The 22385-nt window shown below is 58.1% G+C and carries 16 protein-coding genes and 1 riboswitch; of the genes, 10 read left to right on the top strand and 6 right to left on the bottom strand.

Going from position 1 to position 22385, the window contains the following annotated elements:
• Positions 1–180 precede the first annotated feature (180 nt).
• A complete protein-coding gene (nhaB, locus tag JJO78_RS01085) occupies positions 181–1686 on the top strand; it encodes a sodium/proton antiporter NhaB (RefSeq protein ID WP_036211681.1) in 1506 nt (501 codons plus the stop codon).
• On the opposite strand, the gene JJO78_RS01080 is transcribed toward nhaB, so the two are convergent.
• The gene (locus JJO78_RS01080; RefSeq protein ID WP_227664907.1) at positions 1673–2407 is read right to left on the bottom strand and encodes a DUF3047 domain-containing protein; all 735 of its coding nucleotides are present in this window, start codon (positions 2405–2407) and stop codon (positions 1673–1675) included. The two genes, nhaB and JJO78_RS01080, sit on opposite strands and share 14 nt — an antisense overlap.
• Positions 2408–2532: 125 nt before the next feature.
• A riboswitch (cobalamin riboswitch) is annotated at positions 2533–2726 on the top strand.
• A 110-nt stretch (positions 2727–2836) separates the two neighbouring features.
• Between JJO78_RS01080 and JJO78_RS01075 the strand changes: the two genes are divergently transcribed.
• Entirely contained in the window at positions 2837–5602 is a 2766-nt protein-coding gene (locus JJO78_RS01075; protein WP_273622701.1) for a ribonucleoside-diphosphate reductase subunit alpha, read from the top strand.
• A 34-nt stretch (positions 5603–5636) separates the two neighbouring features.
• Positions 5637–6695: a ribonucleotide-diphosphate reductase subunit beta gene (locus JJO78_RS01070; protein ID WP_075196426.1), complete on the top strand. Its 1059-nt coding sequence runs from the start codon at positions 5637–5639 to the stop codon at positions 6693–6695.
• Positions 6696–6733: 38 nt separating this feature from the next.
• On the opposite strand, the gene JJO78_RS01065 is transcribed toward JJO78_RS01070, so the two are convergent.
• Both JJO78_RS01065 and JJO78_RS01060 read right to left on the bottom strand, forming a co-directional pair.
• Complete coding sequence (locus JJO78_RS01065; protein ID WP_075196427.1) at positions 6734–8401, bottom strand: GMC family oxidoreductase; 1668 nt, start codon at positions 8399–8401, stop codon at positions 6734–6736.
• Between the two features lie 27 nt (positions 8402–8428).
• Positions 8429–9940 carry a CoA-acylating methylmalonate-semialdehyde dehydrogenase gene (locus JJO78_RS01060; RefSeq protein ID WP_041332875.1) on the bottom strand — a complete coding sequence of 504 codons (1512 nt, stop codon included), beginning with the start codon at positions 9938–9940 and terminating at the stop codon, positions 8429–8431.
• Positions 9941–10128: 188 nt separating this feature from the next.
• On the opposite strand from JJO78_RS01060, the gene JJO78_RS01055 reads away from it, so the two are divergent.
• Complete coding sequence (locus JJO78_RS01055; protein WP_075196428.1) at positions 10129–11073, top strand: LysR family transcriptional regulator; 945 nt, start codon at positions 10129–10131, stop codon at positions 11071–11073.
• Here JJO78_RS01055 and JJO78_RS01050 read toward each other — a convergent pair.
• Positions 11063–11965: a LysR family transcriptional regulator gene (locus JJO78_RS01050; RefSeq protein WP_136633731.1), complete on the bottom strand. Its 903-nt coding sequence runs from the start codon at positions 11963–11965 to the stop codon at positions 11063–11065. The genes JJO78_RS01055 and JJO78_RS01050 overlap by 11 nt on opposite strands.
• 91 nt (positions 11966–12056) lie before the next feature.
• Between JJO78_RS01050 and JJO78_RS01045 the strand changes: the two genes are divergently transcribed.
• From JJO78_RS01045 to JJO78_RS01035, 3 genes are all read left to right on the top strand, one after another.
• Complete coding sequence (locus JJO78_RS01045; RefSeq protein WP_085678273.1) at positions 12057–12929, top strand: sterol desaturase family protein; 873 nt, start codon at positions 12057–12059, stop codon at positions 12927–12929.
• 88 nt (positions 12930–13017) lie between these two features.
• Positions 13018–13530 (top strand): hypothetical protein, encoded by a 513-nt coding sequence (locus tag JJO78_RS01040; RefSeq protein ID WP_091644436.1) that lies wholly within the window; start codon positions 13018–13020, stop codon positions 13528–13530.
• 69 nt (positions 13531–13599) lie between these two features.
• Positions 13600–14568 (top strand): surface lipoprotein assembly modifier, encoded by a 969-nt coding sequence (locus JJO78_RS01035; protein ID WP_036211659.1) that lies wholly within the window; start codon positions 13600–13602, stop codon positions 14566–14568.
• A gap of 10 nt (positions 14569–14578) precedes the next feature.
• On the opposite strand, the gene JJO78_RS01030 is transcribed toward JJO78_RS01035, so the two are convergent.
• Positions 14579–15913, bottom strand: coding sequence for a S8 family serine peptidase (locus tag JJO78_RS01030; RefSeq protein WP_169052495.1), 1335 nt, complete (start codon positions 15911–15913; stop codon positions 14579–14581).
• 127 nt (positions 15914–16040) lie between these two features.
• Between JJO78_RS01030 and JJO78_RS01025 the strand changes: the two genes are divergently transcribed.
• From JJO78_RS01025 to JJO78_RS01015, 3 genes are all read left to right on the top strand, one after another.
• Positions 16041–16532, top strand: a complete 492-nt coding sequence (locus JJO78_RS01025) for an RNA polymerase sigma factor (protein ID WP_041332886.1) — start codon at positions 16041–16043, stop codon at positions 16530–16532.
• Positions 16529–17254, top strand: coding sequence for a hypothetical protein (locus JJO78_RS01020; protein ID WP_136633451.1), 726 nt, complete (start codon positions 16529–16531; stop codon positions 17252–17254). Before JJO78_RS01025 ends, JJO78_RS01020 begins: the two co-directional genes overlap by 4 nt.
• A gap of 101 nt (positions 17255–17355) precedes the next feature.
• Positions 17356–19245 carry a monovalent cation:proton antiporter-2 (CPA2) family protein gene (locus JJO78_RS01015; protein WP_036211655.1) on the top strand — a complete coding sequence of 630 codons (1890 nt, stop codon included), beginning with the start codon at positions 17356–17358 and terminating at the stop codon, positions 19243–19245.
• 12 nt (positions 19246–19257) lie between these two features.
• On the opposite strand, the gene JJO78_RS01010 is transcribed toward JJO78_RS01015, so the two are convergent.
• Positions 19258–22176: a YncE family protein gene (locus tag JJO78_RS01010; protein WP_273622700.1), complete on the bottom strand. Its 2919-nt coding sequence runs from the start codon at positions 22174–22176 to the stop codon at positions 19258–19260.
• Positions 22177–22385: the final 209 nt, after the last annotated feature.

Raw genomic sequence — 22385 nt, 5'->3', positions numbered from 1 at the left:
TTAAGTAATATTACGAAACTCTTTTGAGTGGTCGTCCGGCCACTCTTCCTTGTTTCATGTAAGACCAAATAGGCACTCACCCTGTACCTTTGGGGGATTACCGGTTACACAAATATCAAGGAAGATGCGGGCCTTCTGCCACACAATTCCAACAAACCGTTTACTCAGAAGATTCCCGCAATGCCCACAACCGTTCTCTCCGGCTTTACCCACAACTTCCTGGGTAATGCACCCGCCTGGTACAAACAGGTCATCCTGCTTTTCCTGATTGCCAACCCGCTGATTGTCTGGACCCTTGGCCCGGCCGTGGCCGGTTGGGCGTTGGTGGGAGAGTTTATTTTTACCCTGGCCATGGCGTTGAAGTGTTATCCACTGTTGCCGGGTGGGTTGCTGGCGATTGAAGCCCTGTTGGTGGGTATGACGTCAGCGGACGCGGTGTACCACGAGGTGTTGGTGAACTTCCCGGTCATCCTGCTGCTGATGTTCATGGTGGCTGGCATCTACTTTATGAAAGAGCTGCTGCTAGTGACGTTTACCCAGATCCTGGTGGGTGTGCGGTCAAAGTCCGCGTTGTCACTGCTGTTCTGTGCTGCTGCGGCCGTTCTATCCGCGTTCCTGGACGCGCTTACCGTCACCGCAGTCATCATCAGTGTCGCTGTCGGTTTTTACTCGGTGTACCACAAGGTAGCTTCCGGCAAGGGTTATCATCACTCCGATCATAATGCCAACAGCGATGAACACGTGATTGAGTTGCACCGGGAAGACCTGGACAAGTTCCGGGCCTTTCTGCGTAGCCTGCTGATGCACGGCGCCATTGGTACGGCCTTGGGGGGAGTCTCCACTATGGTGGGCGAACCCCAGAACCTGCTGATCGCCAAGGTAGTAGGGTGGGACTTTGTCAGTTTCTTCCTGCGCATGGCGCCGGTGAGCCTGCCGGTGCTGGTGGCCGGCCTGACCACCTGCTGGCTGCTGGAAAAGCTGCGCTGGTTTGGGTATGGCGCCCGGTTGCCCAAGCCTGTCCGCCAGGTACTGGAAGAGTTTGCTGACAACGAGCGCACCAAGCGCACGAAAGCCGACCAGGCTGCCCTGTGGGTGCAGGCAATGGCGGCCCTGGTGCTGGTTGTTGGGCTGGCGTTTCACCTGGCAGAGGTGGGATTGATCGGCCTTCTGGTGATTATCCTGATCACCTCGTTCACTGGCGTTACTGACGAGCACCAGATCGGTAAGGCCTTCCAGGAATCGCTGCCATTTACCTCGCTGTTGGTGGTGTTTTTCGCTATCGTCGCGGTGATTCACGAGCAACACCTGTTCAAGCCGATCATCGATTTTGTGCTCAGCCTGCCTCAGGACCAGCAGCCGGGCATGTTCTTTATTGCCAACGGGTTGTTGTCGATGATCAGCGACAATGTGTTCGTAGCCACCGTTTACATCAGTGAAATCAAACAGGCGCTGGACGCCGGCAGTATCGACTACGAGCATTTCCAGGAGTTGGCCATCGCCATTAACACCGGCACCAACCTGCCCAGTGTGGCTACCCCCAATGGCCAGGCAGCGTTTCTGTTCCTGCTGACGTCTGCAATCGCTCCGCTGGTGCGATTGTCCTATGGGCGGATGGTTGTGATGGCGTTTCCCTATACCATCGTGATGGGCGCGGTAGGTCTGTTTTGCGTCATCAATCTGGTTTGACCAAGCTGACATCGCCATACCAGGCGGTGGCAGATGCTCCGGTGTTGTCGGAATCCGACATGATGGCGACGCCCACCAGCTTCGGTGGCTCGCGGTCAAAGGCCTTGCGGTAGTCCGCAACGATATCCCGTTCTACCGTGACCCATTCGCCAGTGTTGGTGACGCCGGAGTTCACGGCGACCATCATCGTGGTATCGGTGAACGGGTTGGCAACGATTTCGCCAACCGGCAGCCGGTTGGCCCATATGTAGTTCAGCGCATTGCCCGGCAGTTCCTCCCCGAACACCACTTCCACGGTCTTGCGTTTGGCGCGCTCGAAAAAGCCGGCTTCGTCCGGTTCGAACTCAAAGGCCACGTAGATTCGCGCAGGGTAGTCATCGCCCTCCTTTCTACGGGCGTTTCCCTGCTCATAAACGTTCGACACTTTCCACCGCCAGCGCAGGATCAGTGAATCCCCGGGTTCGACGGATACCCTTGCGATCAGCCCGGAGGCGCTGTTGTCCGTGCTCGCCATGACCACCTGCTCGCCGTCGTCGTCGGTCAACTGATAGCGACTGTGGCGGTCTATCTTTGGAAATTCCATCGGTTCCCAGCCATCTTCCAGGGACGTTATGGTCGAAAACGCGGTGATCAGTGAGTTTTCCGTGCTGTCAGCCTGGGCCGAAGTGGCCATCAACGAAAGGGCGAGGGCGGCCGTCAGGTATCTCGGTAGCGGTGTCATGGGATGCTCCTATGGGTTCGTTTACTGACCGGTAACCGTCGAAAAAGTGCCTTGTTGCGATTTACCTTAGTCTATATAGTGTTTATATCCTTGGCTTAGTACCAGATATAGTGATCAAAGGCTGATCAATCACAGATCGCCTTCGTCACGATGATCGTGGTACCGGGAATCCGGTGAGACTCCGGAACTGACGCGCAGCGGTATTGGGGAACGAGCGTGGCATAAAGACACTGGCGAATGCCGGGAAGTCGCCACGCAAGGCCGAGCCAACAGGTTCACGCCCCTGAGTCCGAAGACCTGCCAGGGAATACAACTGCACCTTCGCGTATCAAGGTGAGCAGATCGGTTTTGCGTTGTCTCTGTTCAGAGCAATGCTCGCCCCTGCGTACGCGAAGGTCTTGGCATAAACGCGTACTCAGGAGAACCGACATGTCCACTGCCACCCTGGCCGAGCCCGGCCAATCTGCCTCAACCAGCACCGCCTCCCTACAGGTTATTAAACGTAATGGCGCCCTGGTTGGATTCGACGCCAGCAAAATCAGTGTTGCCGTGACCAAAGCATTTCTTGCCGTCGAAGGCGATGAAGCAGCGGGCTCGGCCCGTATCCACGATTCCGTGGAACAGGTCACCCATCAGGTCATGCAGGCCATCAGCCGACGCTTGAAAGCTGGCGGCAAGGTGCACATTGAAGATATCCAGGACCAGGTGGAACTGGCGCTGATGCGGGCGGAGGAGCAGAAAGTGGCCCGCGCCTATGTACTCTACCGGGAGGCTCATGCCCAGGAGCGGGCCAGCCTGGCGCCGGTGGAGGCGCATCCCACGCTCACGGTGAAAAAAGCCAACGGTGAGGCCGCGCCGCTGGATCTGGGGCTGATGAAAGTCCAGGTGGAGCGTGCCAGCCAGGGATTGGAGGGCATCGATGGCGAATCCCTGGTGGAAGGGGCGCTGCGGAACCTGTACGACGGTATTGCAGAGGAAGAGGTGCTGTCAGCGTTGATCATGACCGCCCGCGGCCGCATCGAGCAGGAACCGGACTACAGTGCCGTAACCGCTCGTCTGCTGCTGGAACAACTCAGGCTGGAAACCGCAGCCGCCTTGAGCCTGCCCCTAAGTTTGCCGCTGGCGGAAATATACCCGCAGGCCCTGAGCACCTTCATTGAGCAGGGTATCCACTACGAGCTGCTGGACGACGCCATGGCGGCGTTCGACCTGGAACGCCTGGGTGCTGCCCTCAAGCCGGAGCGGGACCACCAGTTTGGGTTCCTCGGCCTGCAGACTCTCTACGACCGCTATTTCCTCAACTGGAAAGGTGACCGGCTGGAGTTGCCCCAGGTCTTCTTCATGCGCGTGTCCATGGGTCTGGCGTTGCAGGAAGACGACCCCAATGCCCGGGCCATTGAGTTCTACGACCTGTTGTCATCCTTCGACTACATGGCCTCCACGCCAACCCTGTTCAACAGTGGTACCCGACATTCCCAGCTTTCATCCTGCTACCTCACCACCGTTCAGGATGATCTGGAGGGTATCTATGGTGCCATCCGTGACAACGCCATGCTGTCCAAGTGGGCCGGCGGCCTGGGTAACGACTGGACGCCAGTCAGGGCTTTGGGCTCCCACATCAAGGGTACCAACGGCAGCAGCCAGGGTGTGGTGCCATTCCTGAAAGTGGTGAACGACACGGCGGTGGCGGTGAATCAGGGCGGCAAGCGCAAGGGCGCCGTGTGCGCTTACCTGGAAAGCTGGCACCTGGATATTGAGGAGTTCCTGGAGCTACGCAAGAACACCGGCGATGAGCGTCGTCGTACCCACGACATGAACACCGCCAACTGGGTACCGGACCTGCTGATCGAGCGCATGCGCAGTGATCAGGACTGGACCCTGTTCTCGCCAAACGACACTCCGGACTTGCATGACCTCTATGGCAACGCATTCCGGGCGCGGTACCAGGAATACGAAGCTATGGCGGCCAGGGGCGAGATCACTCTGTTCAATACGGTGTCCGCCAAACAGCTCTGGCGCAAGATGCTGACCGTGCTGTTCGAGACCGGTCATCCGTGGATCACCTTCAAGGACCCCTGCAACCTGCGCTCACCGCAGCAGCATCGGGGCGTGGTGCACAGCTCCAACCTGTGTACCGAGATCACCCTGAACACCAGTGCGGATGAGATCGCCGTGTGCAACCTGGGGTCCATCAACCTGGCGGCCCATGTCCACAACGGTGAGCTGGATGTCCAGCGCCTAGAACGCACGGTCAATACTGCGGTCCGCATGCTCGATAACGTGGTCGACATCAATTACTACGCAGTGCCCCAGGCGAAGAGTTCCAATTTCAAGCATCGGCCCGTTGGTCTCGGCCTGATGGGCTTTCAGGATGCGTTGTATCGGCTCAACCTGCCCTACACCAGCGCGGAAGCGGTGGAGTTTGCCGATGTGGCGATGGAGCAGATCAGTTATTTCGCGATCCGGGCCTCGGCTGCGCTGGCCGGTGAACGCGGTGCCTACGAGACCTACGAAGGCTCGTTGTGGCATCAGGGTATTCTGCCCATTGACTCAATCAACCTGTTGAAAGAGGCCCGTCAGGACGGCGACCTGAGCCTGAATACCAGCAGCCGCCTGGACTGGACGGCGGTGCGGAAGCTCATCGCCCGCAATGGCATGCGTAACAGCAATGTGATGGCCATTGCGCCAACGGCGACCATCTCCAACATCGTCGGTGTCTCCCAATCCATCGAACCGGCGTACCAGAACCTGTTCGTGAAATCGAATCTCTCCGGCGAGTTCACGGTGGTTAATCCATCTCTGGTTCGTGATCTGAAAGCTGAGGGTCTGTGGGACAACGTGATGGTGAACGATCTCAAGTACTTCGATGGCAGCGTGCAGCAGATTGATCGTATTCCCGCGGAACTGAAGGCCCGCTACGCCACCGCCTTTGAGATCGATGCCCGCTGGCTGGTGGAGGCGGCGGCCAGGCGCCAGAAATGGCTGGACCAGGCCCAGAGCCTGAACCTTTACATGGCGGAACCCAGCGGCAAAAAGCTGGATGAGTTGTATCAGCTGGCCTGGGAACGTGGACTGAAAACCACCTATTACCTGCGCTCGCTGGGGGCCACGGGTGCTGAGAAAACCGCGCCGGTAGCAGCACCGCAACCACAGGTATGCAGCATTGATGAGCCGGACTGCGAAGCCTGCCAGTAAACCCGACCGCCACCAAGATTCTAGAGGTTAAAAGATGCTCAACTGGGACGACGAACCAAACACCCAAACCCGCCCGGCTACCCAGGAGGGTCCGGCCCCGGTCAATGTCGATGACAAGCGCGTTATCAACGGCGAAACCGACATCAATCAGCTGGCACCCTTCAAGTACCCCTGGGCCTGGGAATACTTCATGAATGCCAACAAGAACCACTGGACGCCGCTGGACGTGAACATGGCTCAGGACGTTCACGACTACCATCACCGCCTGTCTGCGCCGGAAAAGCACGTGTATGAGAACGTGCTGGCCTACCTCACCACCTCCGACATCCTGGCGATGCGCAATATCGGCCTGGCGGTGATGGAGAAGATGAGTGCCCCGGAATTGCAGATTTACCAAGCGCGGCAGGTGTACGAGGAAGCCATGCACACCTGGGCCTACCAGCACTGCATTGAAACCCTCAACCTTGACCAGAGCGAGATCTACAATCGCTATCGGGTGGTCCCCGCGATCAACGGCAAGATCCAGATGGCCAACCGCCGGCTGGATGCCGCCATGCGCTCTGACATGAACCTGCGCAACAAGGACGACCTGCAGGAGTTCATTATGTCCTACCTGTTCTTCGCAGCGGTCTTTGAGGGTGCCTGGTTCTACAACGGTTTCAGCCCCATCTTCGCCCTGCAGCGTCGGGGCCTGATGCGGGGCACCGGTGAGCAACTGCAGTACATCCTGCGGGACGAAGCCATGCACTTCTCGTTCGGGCTGAAAGTGGTGAACCAGATCCTGGAAGAGGAAAACATCACGCTGGACCCCAAAGCCGTGCGCGATATGTGGGACGAGTCCGAAGCCGCTGAAACCGCCTACGCCAACTACATCCTGCGGGACCCGATCCTGGGCTATTCCGCCGAGTACCACAGCGAGCAGTTCCGTTTTGTGGCCAATCGCCGGGCCAGAACCGTTGGCCTGGACGAACCGTTCCCGGGCGCGAAGAACGTCTCACCCTGGCTGGATGAGCAGGCCACCCTGCGTAAAGAGAAAAACTTCTTTGAAACCCGGGTCATCGAGTATCAGACCGGCGCGCAGTTGGAGTGGTAGCAACGTACTGACCTTCAGTCCGGCGGGCTGGCCGGCACTTACGTGCCGTTCAGAATCCAGCCTGCCGCCTTCTCCGCAATCATCAGTGTGGGGGAGTTGGTATTACCGCTGGTGATGGTCGGCATGACACCGGCATCCACCACGCGCAGGCCGGCGACGCCACGAACTCTGAGGTGAGGGTCGACGACTGCCATGTCATCGTCTGCCCGCCCCATGCGGGTGGTTCCCACAGGGTGAAAAATCGTGGTGCCAATGTCTCCCGCCAACCGGGTAAGTTCCTCATCGGTCTGGTACTGAAGGCCCGGCTTGAACTCTTCCGGTTCGTACTTGGCCAATGCCTGTTGCTCTGCAATGCGGCGCGTTACCCGAAGGGAATCCGCTGCGACCTTGCGGTCTTCCTCGGTGTTCAGGTAGTTGGGGGCAATGGCGGGCTTGATTCTGGAGTCCCGGCTACGAATACGCACGGTACCGCGGCTCGTCGGGTTGAGGTTACAAACGCTGGCGGTAATGGCTGGAAAGTCATGCAAAGGCTGGCCAAATGCCTCCAGACTCAATGGCTGAACGTGGTACTGGATGTTGGCGTACTCATATTCTTCGGAACTGCGGGTAAACAGACAGAGTTGGGAGGGGGCCATGCTCATGGGGCCGGAGCGGGTAAGCAGATACTCCAGCCCAATTCGTGCCTTGCCAATCAGTGAGTTGGCCATGGTGTTCAGGGTCTTCGCGCCCCGAACCTTGTAGACCGATCGAATCTGAAGGTGATCCTGAAGATTCTCGCCGACGCCGGGTAAGTCGGCAACAACCGGGATATCGTGTTCCCGAAGCAGATCCGCGGGGCCAATGCCCGACAGCTGCAGCAACTGGGGGGATCCGATAGCGCCGGCTGAGAGGATGACTTCGCGGCGTGCGTGGGCGGTAATTTCCCCCTCTCCCGGTCGTTCAACACGTACGCCGGTGCATCGGGGCTTTTCACCGGCCGCCATGTCCAGCGCCATGACATGGGTGGAATGCCACAGTGTCAGGTTAGGGCGCGTCTTGGCTGGCCGCAGGAACGCCTTCGAGGTGCTCCAGCGCCAGCCGGAGCGCTGGTTGACTTCGAAGTAGTCAACGCCTTCGTTGTCGCCGCGGTTGAAGTCCCGGGTTCGGGGAATGCCAGCCTGAACGCAGGCGCTGGCAAAATCCTCCAGAACGGTCCATTTCAGCCGCTGATGCTCGATCCGCCACTCACCGCCGTGGCCGTGGTAATTCCCGTGTTCCGGATCGGCGTCGCCTTCTTCGTCCAACCGGTAGTGATCTTCATGACGCATAAAGTCGGGTAGGCAGTTATCCCATGACCACGCCTGCTCTCCGGTAACATCGGCCCAGTGGTTGTAATCCCGGGCCTGGCCACGAATGTAGAGCATGCCATTGATGCTGGAGCAGCCACCCAGGGTTTTCCCCCTGGGGTAGATCAGTGATCGACCATTCAGGCCGGGGTCCGGCTCGGTGCGAAAGCGCCAGTCCGTGCGCGGATTGTCGATGCAATAAAGGTAGCCCACTGGAATATGGATCCAGTGGTAATTGTCACGACCGCCCGCCTCGATCAGCAGCACCCGGTTGGCCGGGTCGGCGCTCAGACGGTTGGCCAGCAGGCAGCCGGCAGAGCCGGCCCCGACGACGATGTAATCAAACTCGTGCTGCCCGTGTGCATTGTTGTTATTGGACATGGTCTGTCTCCCGGACTGGTTTGCGTGTTACTTGGCGGTTGGCATCACAAACTCGGCACCGGCATCGATGGAGTCTGACCAGCGCTGCATAATGGATTTCTGCCGAGTATAGAATTTAACGCCCTCTTCACCGTAGGCATGGGTGTCGCCAAACATTGAGCGTTTCCAGCCACCGAATCCGTGCCAGGCCATGGGAACCGGAATGGGCACGTTGATACCGACCATGCCAATCTGAATGCGACGGCCAAATTCACGGGCGACGCTGCCGCTCTCGGTGAAACAGCTGACACCGTTGCCGAATTCATGATCATTGATCAGGCGGATGGCAGTCGCAACATCGGGAACCCGCACACAGGCCAGCACCGGGCCGAAGATCTCTTCCCGGTAAATTGTCATCTCCGGAGTGACGTGATCGAACAGCGTGCCACCCATCCAGAAACCTTCGCCGCAGCCTTCGCCCGTTGACGTTGCATCGAAGTCGCGGCCGTCGACCACCAGTTCAGCGCCTTCAGCCACACCTTTATCAATATAACCGGTAATGCGCTGGTGAGCGCTGGCACTGACAATCGGACCCATTTCGGCGTCCAGGTCCATGCCGTTCCTGACCTTCAGGCTGCGTGCCCTCTCGGCCAGCCTGGGGATGAGTTTGTCAGCGACATCACCGACCAGAACCGCCACGCTGATGGCCATGCAACGTTCGCCGGCACTGCCGTAACCCGCGCCAATGAGCGCATCCACGGCTTTGTCCAGATCGGCATCGGGCATAACCACCATGTGGTTCTTGGCGCCGCCGAGGGCCTGAATGCGCTTGCCGTGACGGGCGCCATTTTCATAGATCAGATTGGCAATCGGAGTGGAGCCGACAAAACTCAGCGCCATGACGTCCGGGTGCTCAATGAGCGCTTCCACCGCACCCTTGTCACCCTGCACCACATTGAACACGCCGTCGGGCAGGCCAGCCTGTTTGAGCAAATCAGCGAGCATCAGAGACGCACTGGGGTCGATCGGGCTGGGCTTGAGCACAAAGGTATTGCCGGCAGCGATTGCCACCGGGAACATCCACATGGGCACCATCACCGGGAAGTTAAACGGCGTAATACCAGCGACCACGCCCAGGGGCTGGCGGGTCGTCCAGTTATCGATACCGGTACTGACCTGTTCGGTATAGTCGCCTTTGAGAAGCTGGGGAATACCGCAGGCAAACTCCACGATATCAATCCCCCGGGCAACTTCCCCCTGAGCGTCGGTAAAGACCTTGCCATGTTCGCGAGTAATCGCTTCGGCCAGTTCGTCTTTGTGCTGGTTAAGCAGTTCCAGAAACCTGAACATGACACGTGCGCGACGAATCGGCGGGGTGTCCGCCCAGCTTGGGAAGGCAGCAGACGCAGCGGCCACGGCCTGATCAACATCATCGCGGTTGGCAAGAGCGGTCTGGCCTGAGACCTTGCCGGTAGCGGGATTGAATACGTCCTGAGTTTGGCCGGAGCTGCCTTCTGAAATTCGCCCATTGATATAATGCTGGATCGTTGGATTGCTCATGGTTGTCTTTTCCTGTTTTTGATTCAGTTTTTTGTAAGGGTTCTGGATGCCTTTATTCGGGGCATTCGTCGCCGCTGGATAAGAATTGAACAGTTAATTTACGGTCGGTCAGGTACCGAAGCAATTGAGTTATTTTAAATCATGATATAAGTAATGCTTATATTGGAGCTCAGGAGGGAAAGACGGCTATGCAACACTTGCAGGGATTACGTGCCTTTGTGTCTGTGGCTCGTGAGGGGAGTGTTTCCAGGGCTGCCGAGCGACTGCATCTGACACAGCCGGCCGTGAGCCTGAAGCTGAAACAGTTACAGGATGATCTTGGCCTCAGGCTTTTTCGGCGTAAGCCGCAGGGTTTGGTGCTGAGTGCTGATGGTCACAACCTGTTGCCGGTGGCCGAAAAGGCGTTGGCGGGGATAGCTGCATTTGAGCAAAGCGCCCAGGCATTGCACAGCACTGTTCGCGGACGCCTTAAGATTGGCACCATCGTGGACCCCGAATTTATCCGTCTGGGGTCGTTTCTACACCAATTGGTGGCTCGCGCGCCCCAACTTGAAACCGAGCTGCATCAGGGAATGAGTGGCCGGGTTCTGGAACAGGTCCGTAATGGCAGCCTGGACGTTGGTTTTTTTCTTGCCCCGCCAGGTCTGGGCGCTGGACAGTCATCGCCAGAATTAATGTACAGAGAGCTGACCCGGTTTGACTATCACGTTATTGCACCGGCGGGATGGGCGTCACGGGTGGCGGACAGTCGCTGGTCGAGCCTCGCCGGGCTGCCCTGGATCGTGACACCGCCGGATTCAGTGCACAATCGGTTATTGGCTGACGCAATGGAGCCTCATGGATTGGTTCCAAATGGCGTTGCACAGGTCGACCAGGAAGCCTGCATGCTGGACCTGGTCAGGGCGGGCGTCGGGCTCAGCCTGGCCCGGGATGCCCTGGCGATGGCAGAGCGACAGGAACGGGGGCTGGTCGTTGTGGAAGGCGTGCGTATCCCCTGTGCCCTGAGTTTTATCTGGCGCAAGGACCGGGAGGAAGAGCTGGTGATTGCAGAGGCGCTGGAGGCTCTTGCTGGTGTGTGGTTGTTTGAGACTCTTGATGACATCGATCGTGAAAACCGGCCCATTAGCCCGTGACACTTTCCATCAGACGCTGGCGGAACCAAATATGGGCCGGGTCATTGTCCATCACCGGTGCCCACAGCAGGTAGACCGGCAACGAGGGTACCTCTACCGGAAACGGCAGGGTCTTCAGCCCGAATGCCCGGGCGTACTGCTGGGCCAGACGTTCGGGCACCGTGGCAATCATGTCGGAGCGGCTGCAGGTGGCCAGCATACTGGCGAACTGGGTGACCCGGGCCCCGGTTCGCCGCTGCCAACCCGGTTCGTTGAGGATCTGGTCCAGGGGCAAGCGCCGGTTCCGATCCGGCAGTACGACGTGTTCGGCGTCCAGAAACTGCTGTTTGCTGCAATCGCCCTGCAGGTCTGGGTGGTCCTGTCGTGCCACCACCGCAAGCCTCTCCGCGAGAAGCACTTGCCGCCGTAGTCGATCGTTCTCTGTTGCAAAGGCATCCACGGCAAGATCCGCTTCGGCGGTATACAGCCTCTGGGGCATGTCATCGCCGGCCAGGGCGACCTCCACCACCACATTGGGCGCCTCGCTTCTCAGGCGTGTCAGTAACGTTGGTAACACCACCATTTCGAAATAGTCGTTGCTGAGCACGCGAAAGCGTCGCTGGCTGGTGCCGGGCACAAAGCGATTGGCCGGGTCCAGTGTGTCGCGCATGGCGCCGAGTTGCTGGCTGAGGCTTCTGTGCAGCTCACGGGCGCGGGGTGTCGGCACCATGCCCTGATGGGTACGCACAAACAGGGGATCATCCAGGGTATGACGCAGGCGCTGCAATGCGGCACTGATGGCGGGCTGGCTCATGCCCAGGGTGTCTGCGGCACGGGAGAGTTGCCCGGCTTCCATAATGGCATCGAATACCGGCAGCAGGTTGAGGTCGACGCTTCGTAAATTCAGTTTCATGGATAATACTTATACCAAATATTGAATAGAAAGATATAGCTCTCCCCAGTAGCGTCAGAAGACGTACAAACCCTCGTCTCGGAGAACAATAATGGACGACCAAAAACTGACGATGCTGGTTACGGCTTTTATTGTGGTTACCGCCCTTTGGGAGGTAGTCAGCGGCCGTACCCGTGAAGGTCGCAAGAACACGCAGGACTGGCGCATGGCATTTCTTGCCACGTTCATGATGGTGGCGGTGCAAAGGCCGTTGGTGTTGCTGTTGCTGACGCTGGGTCTGTCAACGCTGATTCCTGGCAGCGCCGGTTCACTGGCCTGGCTCGAACAGGCGTATTTCTGGCCCACGTTGATCGTGTTTTTCTGCGTGGAAGAGTTTATCCACGGCAGTTTCCACCTGTTTGCCCACCGGCGCCGACCCAATAACCGTGTTCTGCAATGGGTTCAGGCGTTTTACAAGATGAGCCACCGCCCGCACCACATGTCGGGCGGCCAGGACAACAAGGGCCAATTGACGGTAACGCAGACCTTCGTCAATGGCTGGGCCTGGTGGCTGATCATGCCCAACTACACCTTCCAGTTGCTGTGTCTTTATCTGGGGCTGGTAGAGGTGTTCCTGATTGCCACCGCCTTCAAGGGACTATGGGCGGCCCATACTCATGTGAACTGGAATTATGACCTGTATTTCCACAACCACCGCTGGGCCTGGGTTCGCAAGACCATGTGGGCACTGGCGCATATTCTGGTCTTTCCCACTCAGCACCACCATCATCACGCCCGCGGGCCCAATTCAGCCAAGAATGTGACCTCCACGCTGGCGATCTACGATTGGCTGGTGTTTGGCACACTCGCCATTGAAACCAGCAAACCCAAGGTCTATGGCTGGCGCCAGAAAGACCATGAGGCGAACAGTGCATTGAAACGCTATTTCTGCTGGGATGTTCGACCCTATGTGCCAAAAACATAGGCGGTGATTTTTTTTTGGAATAAACGCCAGGCTCAGCCGTCTCCCTGATGAAAGCCACCCGAAACGGGTAAATCAGGAGGACGTAACCATGAAAAAGCATGTACTGACACTCGCAATCTGTTCCATTCTTTCCACCGGCGTTTTCGCCGCAGAAGGGTCTGGCGCGGCCAATGCAAACGCGCAGGCTGAAACCAACATGAGTGCGGAAGCCAGCACCCGCAACGGTGTTTCCGCGAATGGTGGTGCCTCTGCAAGCGCAGAGGGCAGTGTCAACGGCGAAGCCGCTCGAGACGAAGCTGCCGACCAACGCCAGGCGGCCAGTGAAGAAGCCCGCGGAAGGGCCGATCAGGCGGTCAGCGCTGGCGTTGAAACCGGCCAGAAGGTGCGAGCAACCGCCGATGCTACAGCGGACACGGCTCGCGATGAAGCTGGTGAGAAGCGCGAACAGGCGCAAGAGCGCATGAACGAGACCCGAAATGCTGAAATTCGCGCTGAAACCAATCAGCAGATCGGAACGTCTGTATCTGAGAGCGTCCGGAGTGAAGTGCAGAACACCGTCAAGGGGACCGTGAAAGGGTCCGGCAGTGGCGGCCTGCTATAACCACTCCTCCAGACTCGCCGGGCCATAGGGCCCGGCTTTCTTTTGGACGCCCAAGTGAAAGGAGCAGACATGCAGTTGATTCAACGTATTTTGACCTTGCCCCTGGCCATTGGCCTGGCGTCACCGGTATTAATGGTTCAGGCGCAGGAGAAAGCGTCAGCGAACGGATATCTTGAAGGCGGTTACGAGCACGACAGCAACGTGACCGTGGATGAACTGAACACGTCCGCCGATGAGAGCGATCAGGCCTGGGTTTTCGACGCCGGTCTGGAAGGCATCCTGAAACCCACCGAGCGGTTAAACGTGACGCTCGGCTATTCGCTCTCGGGCAGACGGTACCAGAACCTTGATGAATTCGATCAGGACATTCACCTGCTGTCGGCCGATGTCAGTTATGACTTCGACCCGGTCACCGTTGGCACCAGTTACTACTATTCCCACGCAACCCTGGGGTCAGACCCGTTCCTCGATTTCCGGCGTGCCAGTGTCTATCTGGGCAGCCTGCTCGCGGAGGACGTTTATCTGCGTGGCAGCCTGCAGGACAAGCGCAAGGAATTTGATGACAGTGATGCGCGGGATGCCGAGATAAAAGGCGCCAGTCTGGATGCGTTCTTCTTTTTCAACCAGGCCCAGAGCCACTTTCTACTCGGCCTTGACGGTGATCGCGAAGATGCGGAGGCGAAAGCCTACGACAATGACCTGCTTCGCGTTCGGGTAGCGTTGGTGCATCGGTTTATCCTGGCCGGCGAGGAAAACCGCCTGCGGTTTGGCTGGCGTTACGAGGACAGGGAGTATGAAGAGGTGACCGTCACCAGTACCAGCCCGGTTCTGACGGACCCTCTGACCGGTGACCTTACCGAACGCTCAAGCAATGAGCGGGCGGACAAAGCCCGTATTCTGGAGGCCAGCTGGCGGATTGGACTCAACGAGGTGTTTAGTGTTGAGCCCAGTGTTTCCTGGGGCCAGTACACCTCGAACGTGGATTCTGCGGATTACGACAAGACGGTGGCGGGGGTGACGCTCAGGGCGGATTTCTGAAACCCGACAGTCAGAAATCCAGAAAGCCGTGACCGAATTCGGTGTCTCGGCCAGGACGGCCAAGATCCTTCGCTGCATTGATCAGGGCACCAATGGCCTTGTCTTCCGAAAGTTCATTACGTTGGCAGGCCAGTGCAGCGGCAACCACCGGCGACGCCAGCGAGGTGCCGCTGTCTGCAACCATGCCGGCATCAGGGTGTGCTACCGGAACGGTGACGCCGTTGCTGGCAAACATCACCTGTTCACCCCGATTGGCCCAGCGGTAGAGCTTCCCGGAACTATCAGCCGCCGTCACACCGATCACTTCTGTGTAGGCGGCCGGATATAATGGCGGGGCAGAGGGCCCTTGATTGCCTACCGCCGCAACCATCAGCACGCCGCGCTCCCTGAGGCGGCTCACCGCCGCAGCGAGAAGCTGGTTGTCCGGGCCGGTCAGGCTGATGTTGATAACCGACAAATCCTGACCGGCCAGCCAGTTCAGGCCTTCCAGTAAATGACCAAGTGTGGCGCCTGAGAGGGTGCGATCCCGGTCATAGAACACCGAGGCATTGAAGATCGTAGCCTGCGGCAGCCGGGCAGGCCATTGCCCAGGCCGGTTGCCCACCAGCAGGCTGGCGACGGCCGTGCCGTGAATCATAGGCTCAGCGAGACTTCCTTCCATTTCCGCCAATGCCAGAAAACGCTCCTGCACAACCTGTGCACTTTCAAATACCCGATGGTCTGTGGCAATCGACGTATCCACCATTCCAACGCGAACCGGGGCGGTGCAGAGGCTACGCCACTGTGGCACTTTGGTCTCTGACAGGGGCTCTTTCGCACCCGTTTGCGGAGCATAGATATGGTTGCGGTCCAGCCGATCCGCGAGTTCTGGTAGGGCGTCCTGTAGGGCATTATGGGAATCCAGCTCGGCAGTGACCCGGAAGCGCACCACGGTCATTCCCAGGCCGGTCAGCTCTCGGCGTTCGAGAACTGTGATCTCCGGCTGGTCAAGGCGGGCGAGTTCCGCAGCGGTACCGGTCACCAGCCACTGACCTTCCACGGCACGGAAACCGTCGTCCAGTTGGATATCATTGAACGCTTTCTGTCCCTGACGCGTGAGAATGGAAAGGACTGACGGTAACGCTTCGAGCTGTTCCATGAGCTCTGTGGCCTGTGTGTTGATCTGCTTCTCAAGGCGACGGTCCATGGCCTGCTCCACCATGCGCTGTGTCTTCTGTTCAACCTGGCGGGTTATTGGATCTATCTGGCCGCTGGTTACGTCACCGACACCGATGGACAAGGCCGGTGCGGAAAGCGTGCAAAGAGCGATTGCAGGGAACAAGTGTCTCAAGAGAAAAGGTTTCATCGTGCCCGTCCGATTAAAGATGTGTGTCATACGATACAACGGCCCGGCGGAAAAAAAATTCCTTCGTTCATGGAATAAATCGGTTTCACGACCGTTTTACCGATAGCACCTTTGGAAATGGAAGGCTATGAAAGAGGAAATCACCGAACTATTACCAAGGCTCCGACGATTCGCCTACTCGTTGACCGGCTCCCTGTCAGACGCCGACGACCTGCTACAGAATACGGTGGAGCGTTTGTTGACCCGGGACATGCCGGACGACGCCGACCTTACCAAGTGGGCATTCCGGGTTTGCCGTAACGTCTGGATAGACGAGTGTCGCGCGCGTAAGGTTCGGCGGGACGCCGCGGAACATCCGGAGTTGACGGATGGCCAGGTGATCAATGGCGAGCACCAGACCACCAAAGAGATCGAATGGCACCGAGTGGACGCTGCGATGGCAAGATTGCCACAGGACCAACGCCAGATTATCTCCCTGGTGGCAATCCAGGGCATGCCCTACAAAATCGTGGCTGAGATTCTGGAAGTGCCCAAGGGTACGGTGATGAGCCGGCTGGCCCGAGCCAGGGCGGCATTAAGCGAGGCCCTGGCGCCTGTAACCATGAGGACCGATTCATGAAGATGACTGATGAAACCCTGTCGGCTTTCCTCGATAACGAACTGACCGACGCGGAGATGGAAGCGGTTCGGGACCAGATTGAGAAGGATCCAACGCTGGCAGATCGACTGGCCGAGATGGCGTCCGTGGATGCCGAACTACAGGCCCATTACGGCTCGATCGATGACCGTCCCATGCCGGCATCAATTACCCGAATGCTGGAGGAAAAGGCCTCCCGGAGTGCTGCGCCCGCGCAGGACAATGTGGTCACTTTTCCGTGGTGGCGCAGGCTGCCCGGCCACACGGGTAAAGCGATCGCCGCCGCTATCATCGCGGGGGTGGCGCTGACGCAATGGCTGACGGTAGCAACGGACGGCGATCCGATGTCGCCCGCGGTGGCGAACGTTCTGGATAGCCAGCCCAGTGGCGAAGTTTACCAGGTTAATGACCAGGTAAGCCTGACGCCGAGACTGACGTTCCAAAGCCAGGCCGGCCAATGGTGCCGCCAGTTCCGCCTGGAGACGCAAACGTCCGCGTCGGAGCAAATTGCCTGTCGCACTGGCGAGGGTTCCTGGGAACAGGTGGCCACTGCCGAAGCAGAGCCTTCCCTGGCACCTGATGTATACCAGACAGCGAGCGGTGGCAGTGTGCTTGACGAGGAACTGGACCGGATGATGGCCACGCCCCCCGTTGGGCCGAACCAGGAGCGTGCGTTGCTTGAACAGCAGTGGAGGCGTAATTAACAGTCCTGCGTCCCAGCGGTTTGCGGTTCCGGTGGATGGCAACACGGGGGAATCCAGCTAGTATCAAGGTGTTTATCCTTCGCTGACCTGATGGGGCTGTAATGACCGAATACTTTATCCAGGCGTTTATCTATCTGACCGCCGCTGTTGTCGCGGTGCCATTGGCGAAGCGCCTGGGTTTGGGGTCGGTATTGGGGTATCTGGTGGCGGGTGTCGTCATCGGGCCGGTGACGGGGCTGGTGGGCCAGGAAACCGCAACCATTCAGCATTTTGCCGAGTTTGGTGTGGTCATGATGCTGTTTCTGGTGGGCATGGAGCTGGACCCGAAATCCCTCTGGGCCATGCGGATTCGTTTGCTGGGCCTGGGCGGCCTGCAAGTGGTGCTCACCTCCGCTGCCGGAATGGCGATTGCCTGGTGGATGGGGCTGCAATGGCAGACCACCGTCGCCGTTGGCCTTATCTTCTCGTTGTCTTCCACCGCCATTGTGCTGCAGACCCTGAACGAGAAAGGACTTAGCAAAACCGAGGGGGGCCGGGGCGCTTTCTCGGTGCTGTTGTTCCAGGATATTGCGGTCATTCCCATGCTGGCGGTGATTCCCCTGCTGGCGATATCCGAACTGGCGGGCGTTGGGGCGACGGACCCCGGGCACCAGGGCGGTTTCAGCCTGGTGGCGCATCTGCCAGGCTGGGCTCACGCCCTGGTGGTGATCGGCTCTGTGACTACGGTGATCGTCGGCGGTCATTACCTGAGCCGGCCCCTGTTTCGTTACGTGGTTCAGTCCGGTATGCGGGAGGTTTTTACGGCCACCGCGTTAATGCTGGTGATCGGTATCGCCGCGCTGATGAGCATCGTCAATCTGTCGCCGGCGCTCGGGGCCTTCCTCGCCGGTGTGGTGCTGGCCAACAGCGAGTTCCGTCACGAACTCGTGGCCAACATTGAGCCCTTCAAAGGGCTACTGCTCGGATTGTTTTTCATCACGGTGGGTGCCGGTATCAACTTTGAGGTGCTGGCGGCGCAATGGGGCACAGTAATCACATTGGCGCTGGCGGTTATCCTGGTCAAGGCAGCAATTCTGCTGCTCCTGGCCTTGTTATTCGGGCTGCGGGGCCGTGATGGCTGGCTGTTCACCCTCGGGCTGGCCCAGGCCGGCGAATTCGGCTTCGTGCTGCTGACCTACAGCATGCAGAACAGTGTGATCCCCGCGGACATCGCCCAGCTTCTGGGATTGGTGGTGGCGCTGTCCATGTTCCTGACGCCGCTGTTGTTTATTGCCTACGACCGGCTGATCTTGCCGCGGTATCGTGAAGCCCGCAATGAGCAGCGGGAAGCCGATGTGATCGAGGAGCAGGCGCCAGTGATCGTGGCCGGGGTTGGACGATTTGGCCAGATTGTGTGCCGGTTGTTGCGCGCCAACAAGATTCCCATTGTCGCGCTGGATCTGGCCCTGGATCAGATCGAAAACCTGCGACGTATCAACATCAAAAGCTATTTCGGTGACGCCAGCCATACGGGGTTACTGGAAACGGCGGGCATCGCCCACGCGCGCTTGCTCGTGGTTGCGATTGACGACCGGGATAGAGCCGTGGCCCTGGTGCACCATGTCAAACAACACTACCCCGGCGTCTGGGTACTGGCACGGGCGTTCGATCGGGGCCATGGCTATCAGTTGCGCCAGGCCGGCGCTGACGACGTCGTGAGCGAAACCTACCATTCTGCGGTGGAGCTGGGTGGCCATGCACTGACCGCATTTGGCGTTCACCCATTGCGGTCGCGGCAGATGACCTGGGCATTTATCAATAATGAGAAGTCCCACGAGGACGAACTGTTCGACGCCTGGAAGGAAATCGAAGAGGGTATCCGCTTTAGCCCCCGTTATGGTGAGCTGTTCATGAAGCTGGAGGACACCCTGAGTGACGTGATGCAGCAGGACTGGGAGCCGCCCAGCCGTGAGGAGGTGCCCTTGTGGTCACCTCCTAAAACGGACGAGTGATGTTTGCGATGGCTAGTTGGTGCTGAACCGGCGCCGACCCCATCCCATCATAAACAGCAGGGCCAATAACGGCCAGGACATGCTACCGCCGCCACCGCCTGACGATGAGTCGTCAGAGGCCGAGCCGGAGGAAATGGAGTTGTCCACTTGCTGGACGTTGTAGGCCGACAGCTCGGCGTCCGGATCAAGGGAGCTGTAGATCCGCCCCACACCCTCCGCAAAGGCCTCAATTTCAATAGTATTGTCCAGAAGCTGTCCATCCATGGTGATACGGGTTTGTCTGAGTGTGACCAACACGGCACGCGGCTCGCCGTCTACGCTGGTTGTGGACTCCTCAATCAATTCAATGGTCGTGGTGAAATTGACCTTATTGCCCTGCCGGCCATTGATGTAGCTGGAGAGGGTGGCACGTGAAGTGACACTCGTGCCCAGCTCAAGCGAGCTGGGGATCATTAGCAGACCATCCCCGTAGGTGATTCGAATCCGATCTCCTTCCGAATCAACAAACCGGCTTTCAAGCAGATAGACGCCAGTAGTACGACGTACCAGGCGGTCATCGCCATTGGGAAAAATGAACTTGAACATACCTGCGCCGCTTATGGATTCGCTTCGGAACTGGTAGCCATCCGATGGGTCGGAGAAAACCCAGGTGATGTCCCCCAAGGGGAAAAAGTCCATCGTATTGTGGGTGGGAAAGTCGTCAGAAACGTCGGGATTGTAACCGGAGGCGACTTCTGAGGCGTTCGTGGCGCCGTCACCGTCATAGTCCTGGGACGCATCATCGGGATTGTATGGGTCGAGCGCCAGATACTGGTCTTCCAGCGAGTCTGGCAGGCCGTCTCCATCGGAATCGAGGTTGGGATCCCCTGCAGGATAATCCTCCTCATCGGTCATGGATGTACCGTTGAGGTACTCGCTCAGATTGCTGTAACCGTCTGCGTCCAGGTCTTCCTGGGCATCGGCACTGTCAAAGGGATCCAGTCCCACTGCGAGTTCGTCTGTGTCGGGGATGCCGTCGTTGTCGGAATCATTGTCACAGGCGTCGCCAAACTCATCGCCATCATGATTGTCTTGATTGGCATTGGCGGTGTTGGGGCAGTTATCTTCGAGGTCAAACAGCCCGTCGTCGTCAGTGTCCGCTGTGAAATCGAGTACTGAGATGTCAGGCCCCCCGCTTGCGGCCATTTCAATCGCCACCAGGTGGGCGCCATAGGCCAGAATACGGGTGTCCAGGGCATCGAATATAGAGTTCTCTTCAAGGAGCTCGTAGTTGTCGGACCAGGTTTGCAGCACGGCATTGCCATCAACTGCTGCAATGGTGTGGAGGGTATCTCCCGTCCAGGCGGCGTCTGTTATTTCATTGGACAGATAGTTGAGTTCGGCGAGGGAATAGGCGTCGTGGAGCTTGCCTCCGCCGGTCAGCAGCAATTGGCCTGCAGGGTCGAAGTGCAAAGGTGCGGCTGCGTAGCCGCTGCTGTGATAGGGGGAGTCGCCCTTGCTGCCCAAAAGCCCGGTGGTTGAGCTCAGCTCGGACCATTCAATGTCATTGGGCGATGTTCCGGACCGGAAGTGATAGATACGCTCGGTGACAGGATTCCATAGGTATTCTGAGCTGGCGTGCCGCCATTCAACGGAGTCCACCATTGTTCCGGATGCGTCAAAGCTGTAGAACCGCTCCCAGGCACCGGAGGCATCCACCGCAAAGAGATAATCGCCTGCGGATTCCAGACCCAGAACACTTTGTGGCAGGTTGGTGAACGGAGTTTCCTGAAGTGTCCCGGTGGACATGACTATCTGGCTGATCTTTCCACCAGTGTAGCCCAGGTAAAGTCGCCCATGGGCTGGGGAATACGTCATCCACGTGGGTGGGTTCAGCAGGCCGATGCTGTCAACATAGGTTTGCGTTTCCGCCGACCAGATGTGAATGGCCAGTGTCTCCCGGTCGGCCAGATACAACAGGCCTTCCTGGCTGTCGAACTCGATGAAATCCGGGATGAAATCCGAAGTTTCCGGATTGGGGGGCTCGCCTGGCGATGGCGTGGCAAGACTGTCGAGGTCCAATACTTCAACACCGATCTGACTGCTGTTCTCGTAGAAAGCAAAGACAGCGTCACCGTAGCTGGCAATTTTCAGAGGTTGCTGGTTGAGGCCCATCTGAGCCACTTCCAGCATGGCGTTGTTGTATTGATGAACGGTATTGCCACGGAGCACCAGCAGGTCGCCCTGCCAGAAAGTCATATCGTCAAACGCGCCAGCAAGGCTGCCGGCGTAGGTCAGGTCGTTGGCGAAATAAAGGATGCCCTGATTGTCGAGTACGCGACTTTCATCCGGGAACAGGTAAAGTTGACTGGCACTGGGATAATCCCCGTGGGCGGGGCTGTCCATATCGCTCCCCATTGTGCCATCCGCATTGAGTGGGATTTTAACAATATCGGACGGTGAAGTGCCGTCTGACCGATAGTACAGCGCTGACTGTGCTGGTGATCCCACAGACCCGGTCCCCCTGTAGAAAACCGTTTTTTCTTCTATGAGTGTGTAATCTGACAGGTTCCGAGCCATGACCCGGTTGAAACCCTGTACCAGATAAAGGGCGTTTCCTACCGCATGGAGTGCCGTCATGTCTTCGCCGGTGTTGGCAATGAAAGTCGGTGTCTGCGAATCGAGATCTATTGCGTAGGCACTGCGCCGATAGGCCACATACAGATTGTTACCCTGAATTTCTGCGGCTGTTGGTACGTTATTGAGGGGAATATCCGACAACATGGATTGCGACACCATGTCGTAGCGGACGACTTTATTCGGGGCAGCGAAAGTGAAATAAATCACACCATCGTCCTGGTCGATATCAACCAGCGCAGCGTGAGAAACGGTCGAAAAAAAGCAAAAACACACCAGAAAGAACGCTTTCAGCGCCTTTGGAGAATGTCGCATACAACGTTCCCTGTTTAAGTGACTGGACAACGATACTGAACGCGGATCAGGCGTTCTTCACACACATCACGTGCGTCGTGCACGGTATGATATTAATTGATTAAGGATAGTTAATCATCCGCGGCATTAACTTGATAGGTGTCTCATTGGGGAAACCCCAGTCTGTTGATTCTCCACTGAAGGTTCTGTTCATTCATGCAAATACAGCT

Origin of the sequence: Marinobacter sp. DS40M6, assembly GCF_028581595.1 — a bacterium.
Lineage (GTDB): Bacteria > Pseudomonadota > Gammaproteobacteria > Pseudomonadales > Oleiphilaceae > Marinobacter > Marinobacter salarius.
This window is presented reverse-complemented; position numbering and strand designations above follow the sequence as displayed.

Coding starts and splice junctions, on each gene's coding strand:
- nhaB (WP_036211681.1), top strand. CDS start 181: ATGCCCACAACCGTTCTCTCCGGCTTTACCCACAACTTCCTGGGTAAT.
- JJO78_RS01080 (WP_227664907.1), bottom strand. CDS start 2,407: ATGACACCGCTACCGAGATACCTGACGGCCGCCCTCGCCCTTTCGTTG.
- JJO78_RS01075 (WP_273622701.1), top strand. CDS start 2,837: ATGTCCACTGCCACCCTGGCCGAGCCCGGCCAATCTGCCTCAACCAGC.
- JJO78_RS01070 (WP_075196426.1), top strand. CDS start 5,637: ATGCTCAACTGGGACGACGAACCAAACACCCAAACCCGCCCGGCTACC.
- JJO78_RS01065 (WP_075196427.1), bottom strand. CDS start 8,401: ATGTCCAATAACAACAATGCACACGGGCAGCACGAGTTTGATTACATC.
- JJO78_RS01060 (WP_041332875.1), bottom strand. CDS start 9,940: ATGAGCAATCCAACGATCCAGCATTATATCAATGGGCGAATTTCAGAA.
- JJO78_RS01055 (WP_075196428.1), top strand. CDS start 10,129: ATGCAACACTTGCAGGGATTACGTGCCTTTGTGTCTGTGGCTCGTGAG.
- JJO78_RS01050 (WP_136633731.1), bottom strand. CDS start 11,965: ATGAAACTGAATTTACGAAGCGTCGACCTCAACCTGCTGCCGGTATTC.
- JJO78_RS01045 (WP_085678273.1), top strand. CDS start 12,057: ATGGACGACCAAAAACTGACGATGCTGGTTACGGCTTTTATTGTGGTT.
- JJO78_RS01040 (WP_091644436.1), top strand. CDS start 13,018: ATGAAAAAGCATGTACTGACACTCGCAATCTGTTCCATTCTTTCCACC.
- JJO78_RS01035 (WP_036211659.1), top strand. CDS start 13,600: ATGCAGTTGATTCAACGTATTTTGACCTTGCCCCTGGCCATTGGCCTG.
- JJO78_RS01030 (WP_169052495.1), bottom strand. CDS start 15,913: ATGAAACCTTTTCTCTTGAGACACTTGTTCCCTGCAATCGCTCTTTGC.
- JJO78_RS01025 (WP_041332886.1), top strand. CDS start 16,041: ATGAAAGAGGAAATCACCGAACTATTACCAAGGCTCCGACGATTCGCC.
- JJO78_RS01020 (WP_136633451.1), top strand. CDS start 16,529: ATGAAGATGACTGATGAAACCCTGTCGGCTTTCCTCGATAACGAACTG.
- JJO78_RS01015 (WP_036211655.1), top strand. CDS start 17,356: ATGACCGAATACTTTATCCAGGCGTTTATCTATCTGACCGCCGCTGTT.
- JJO78_RS01010 (WP_273622700.1), bottom strand. CDS start 22,176: ATGCGACATTCTCCAAAGGCGCTGAAAGCGTTCTTTCTGGTGTGTTTT.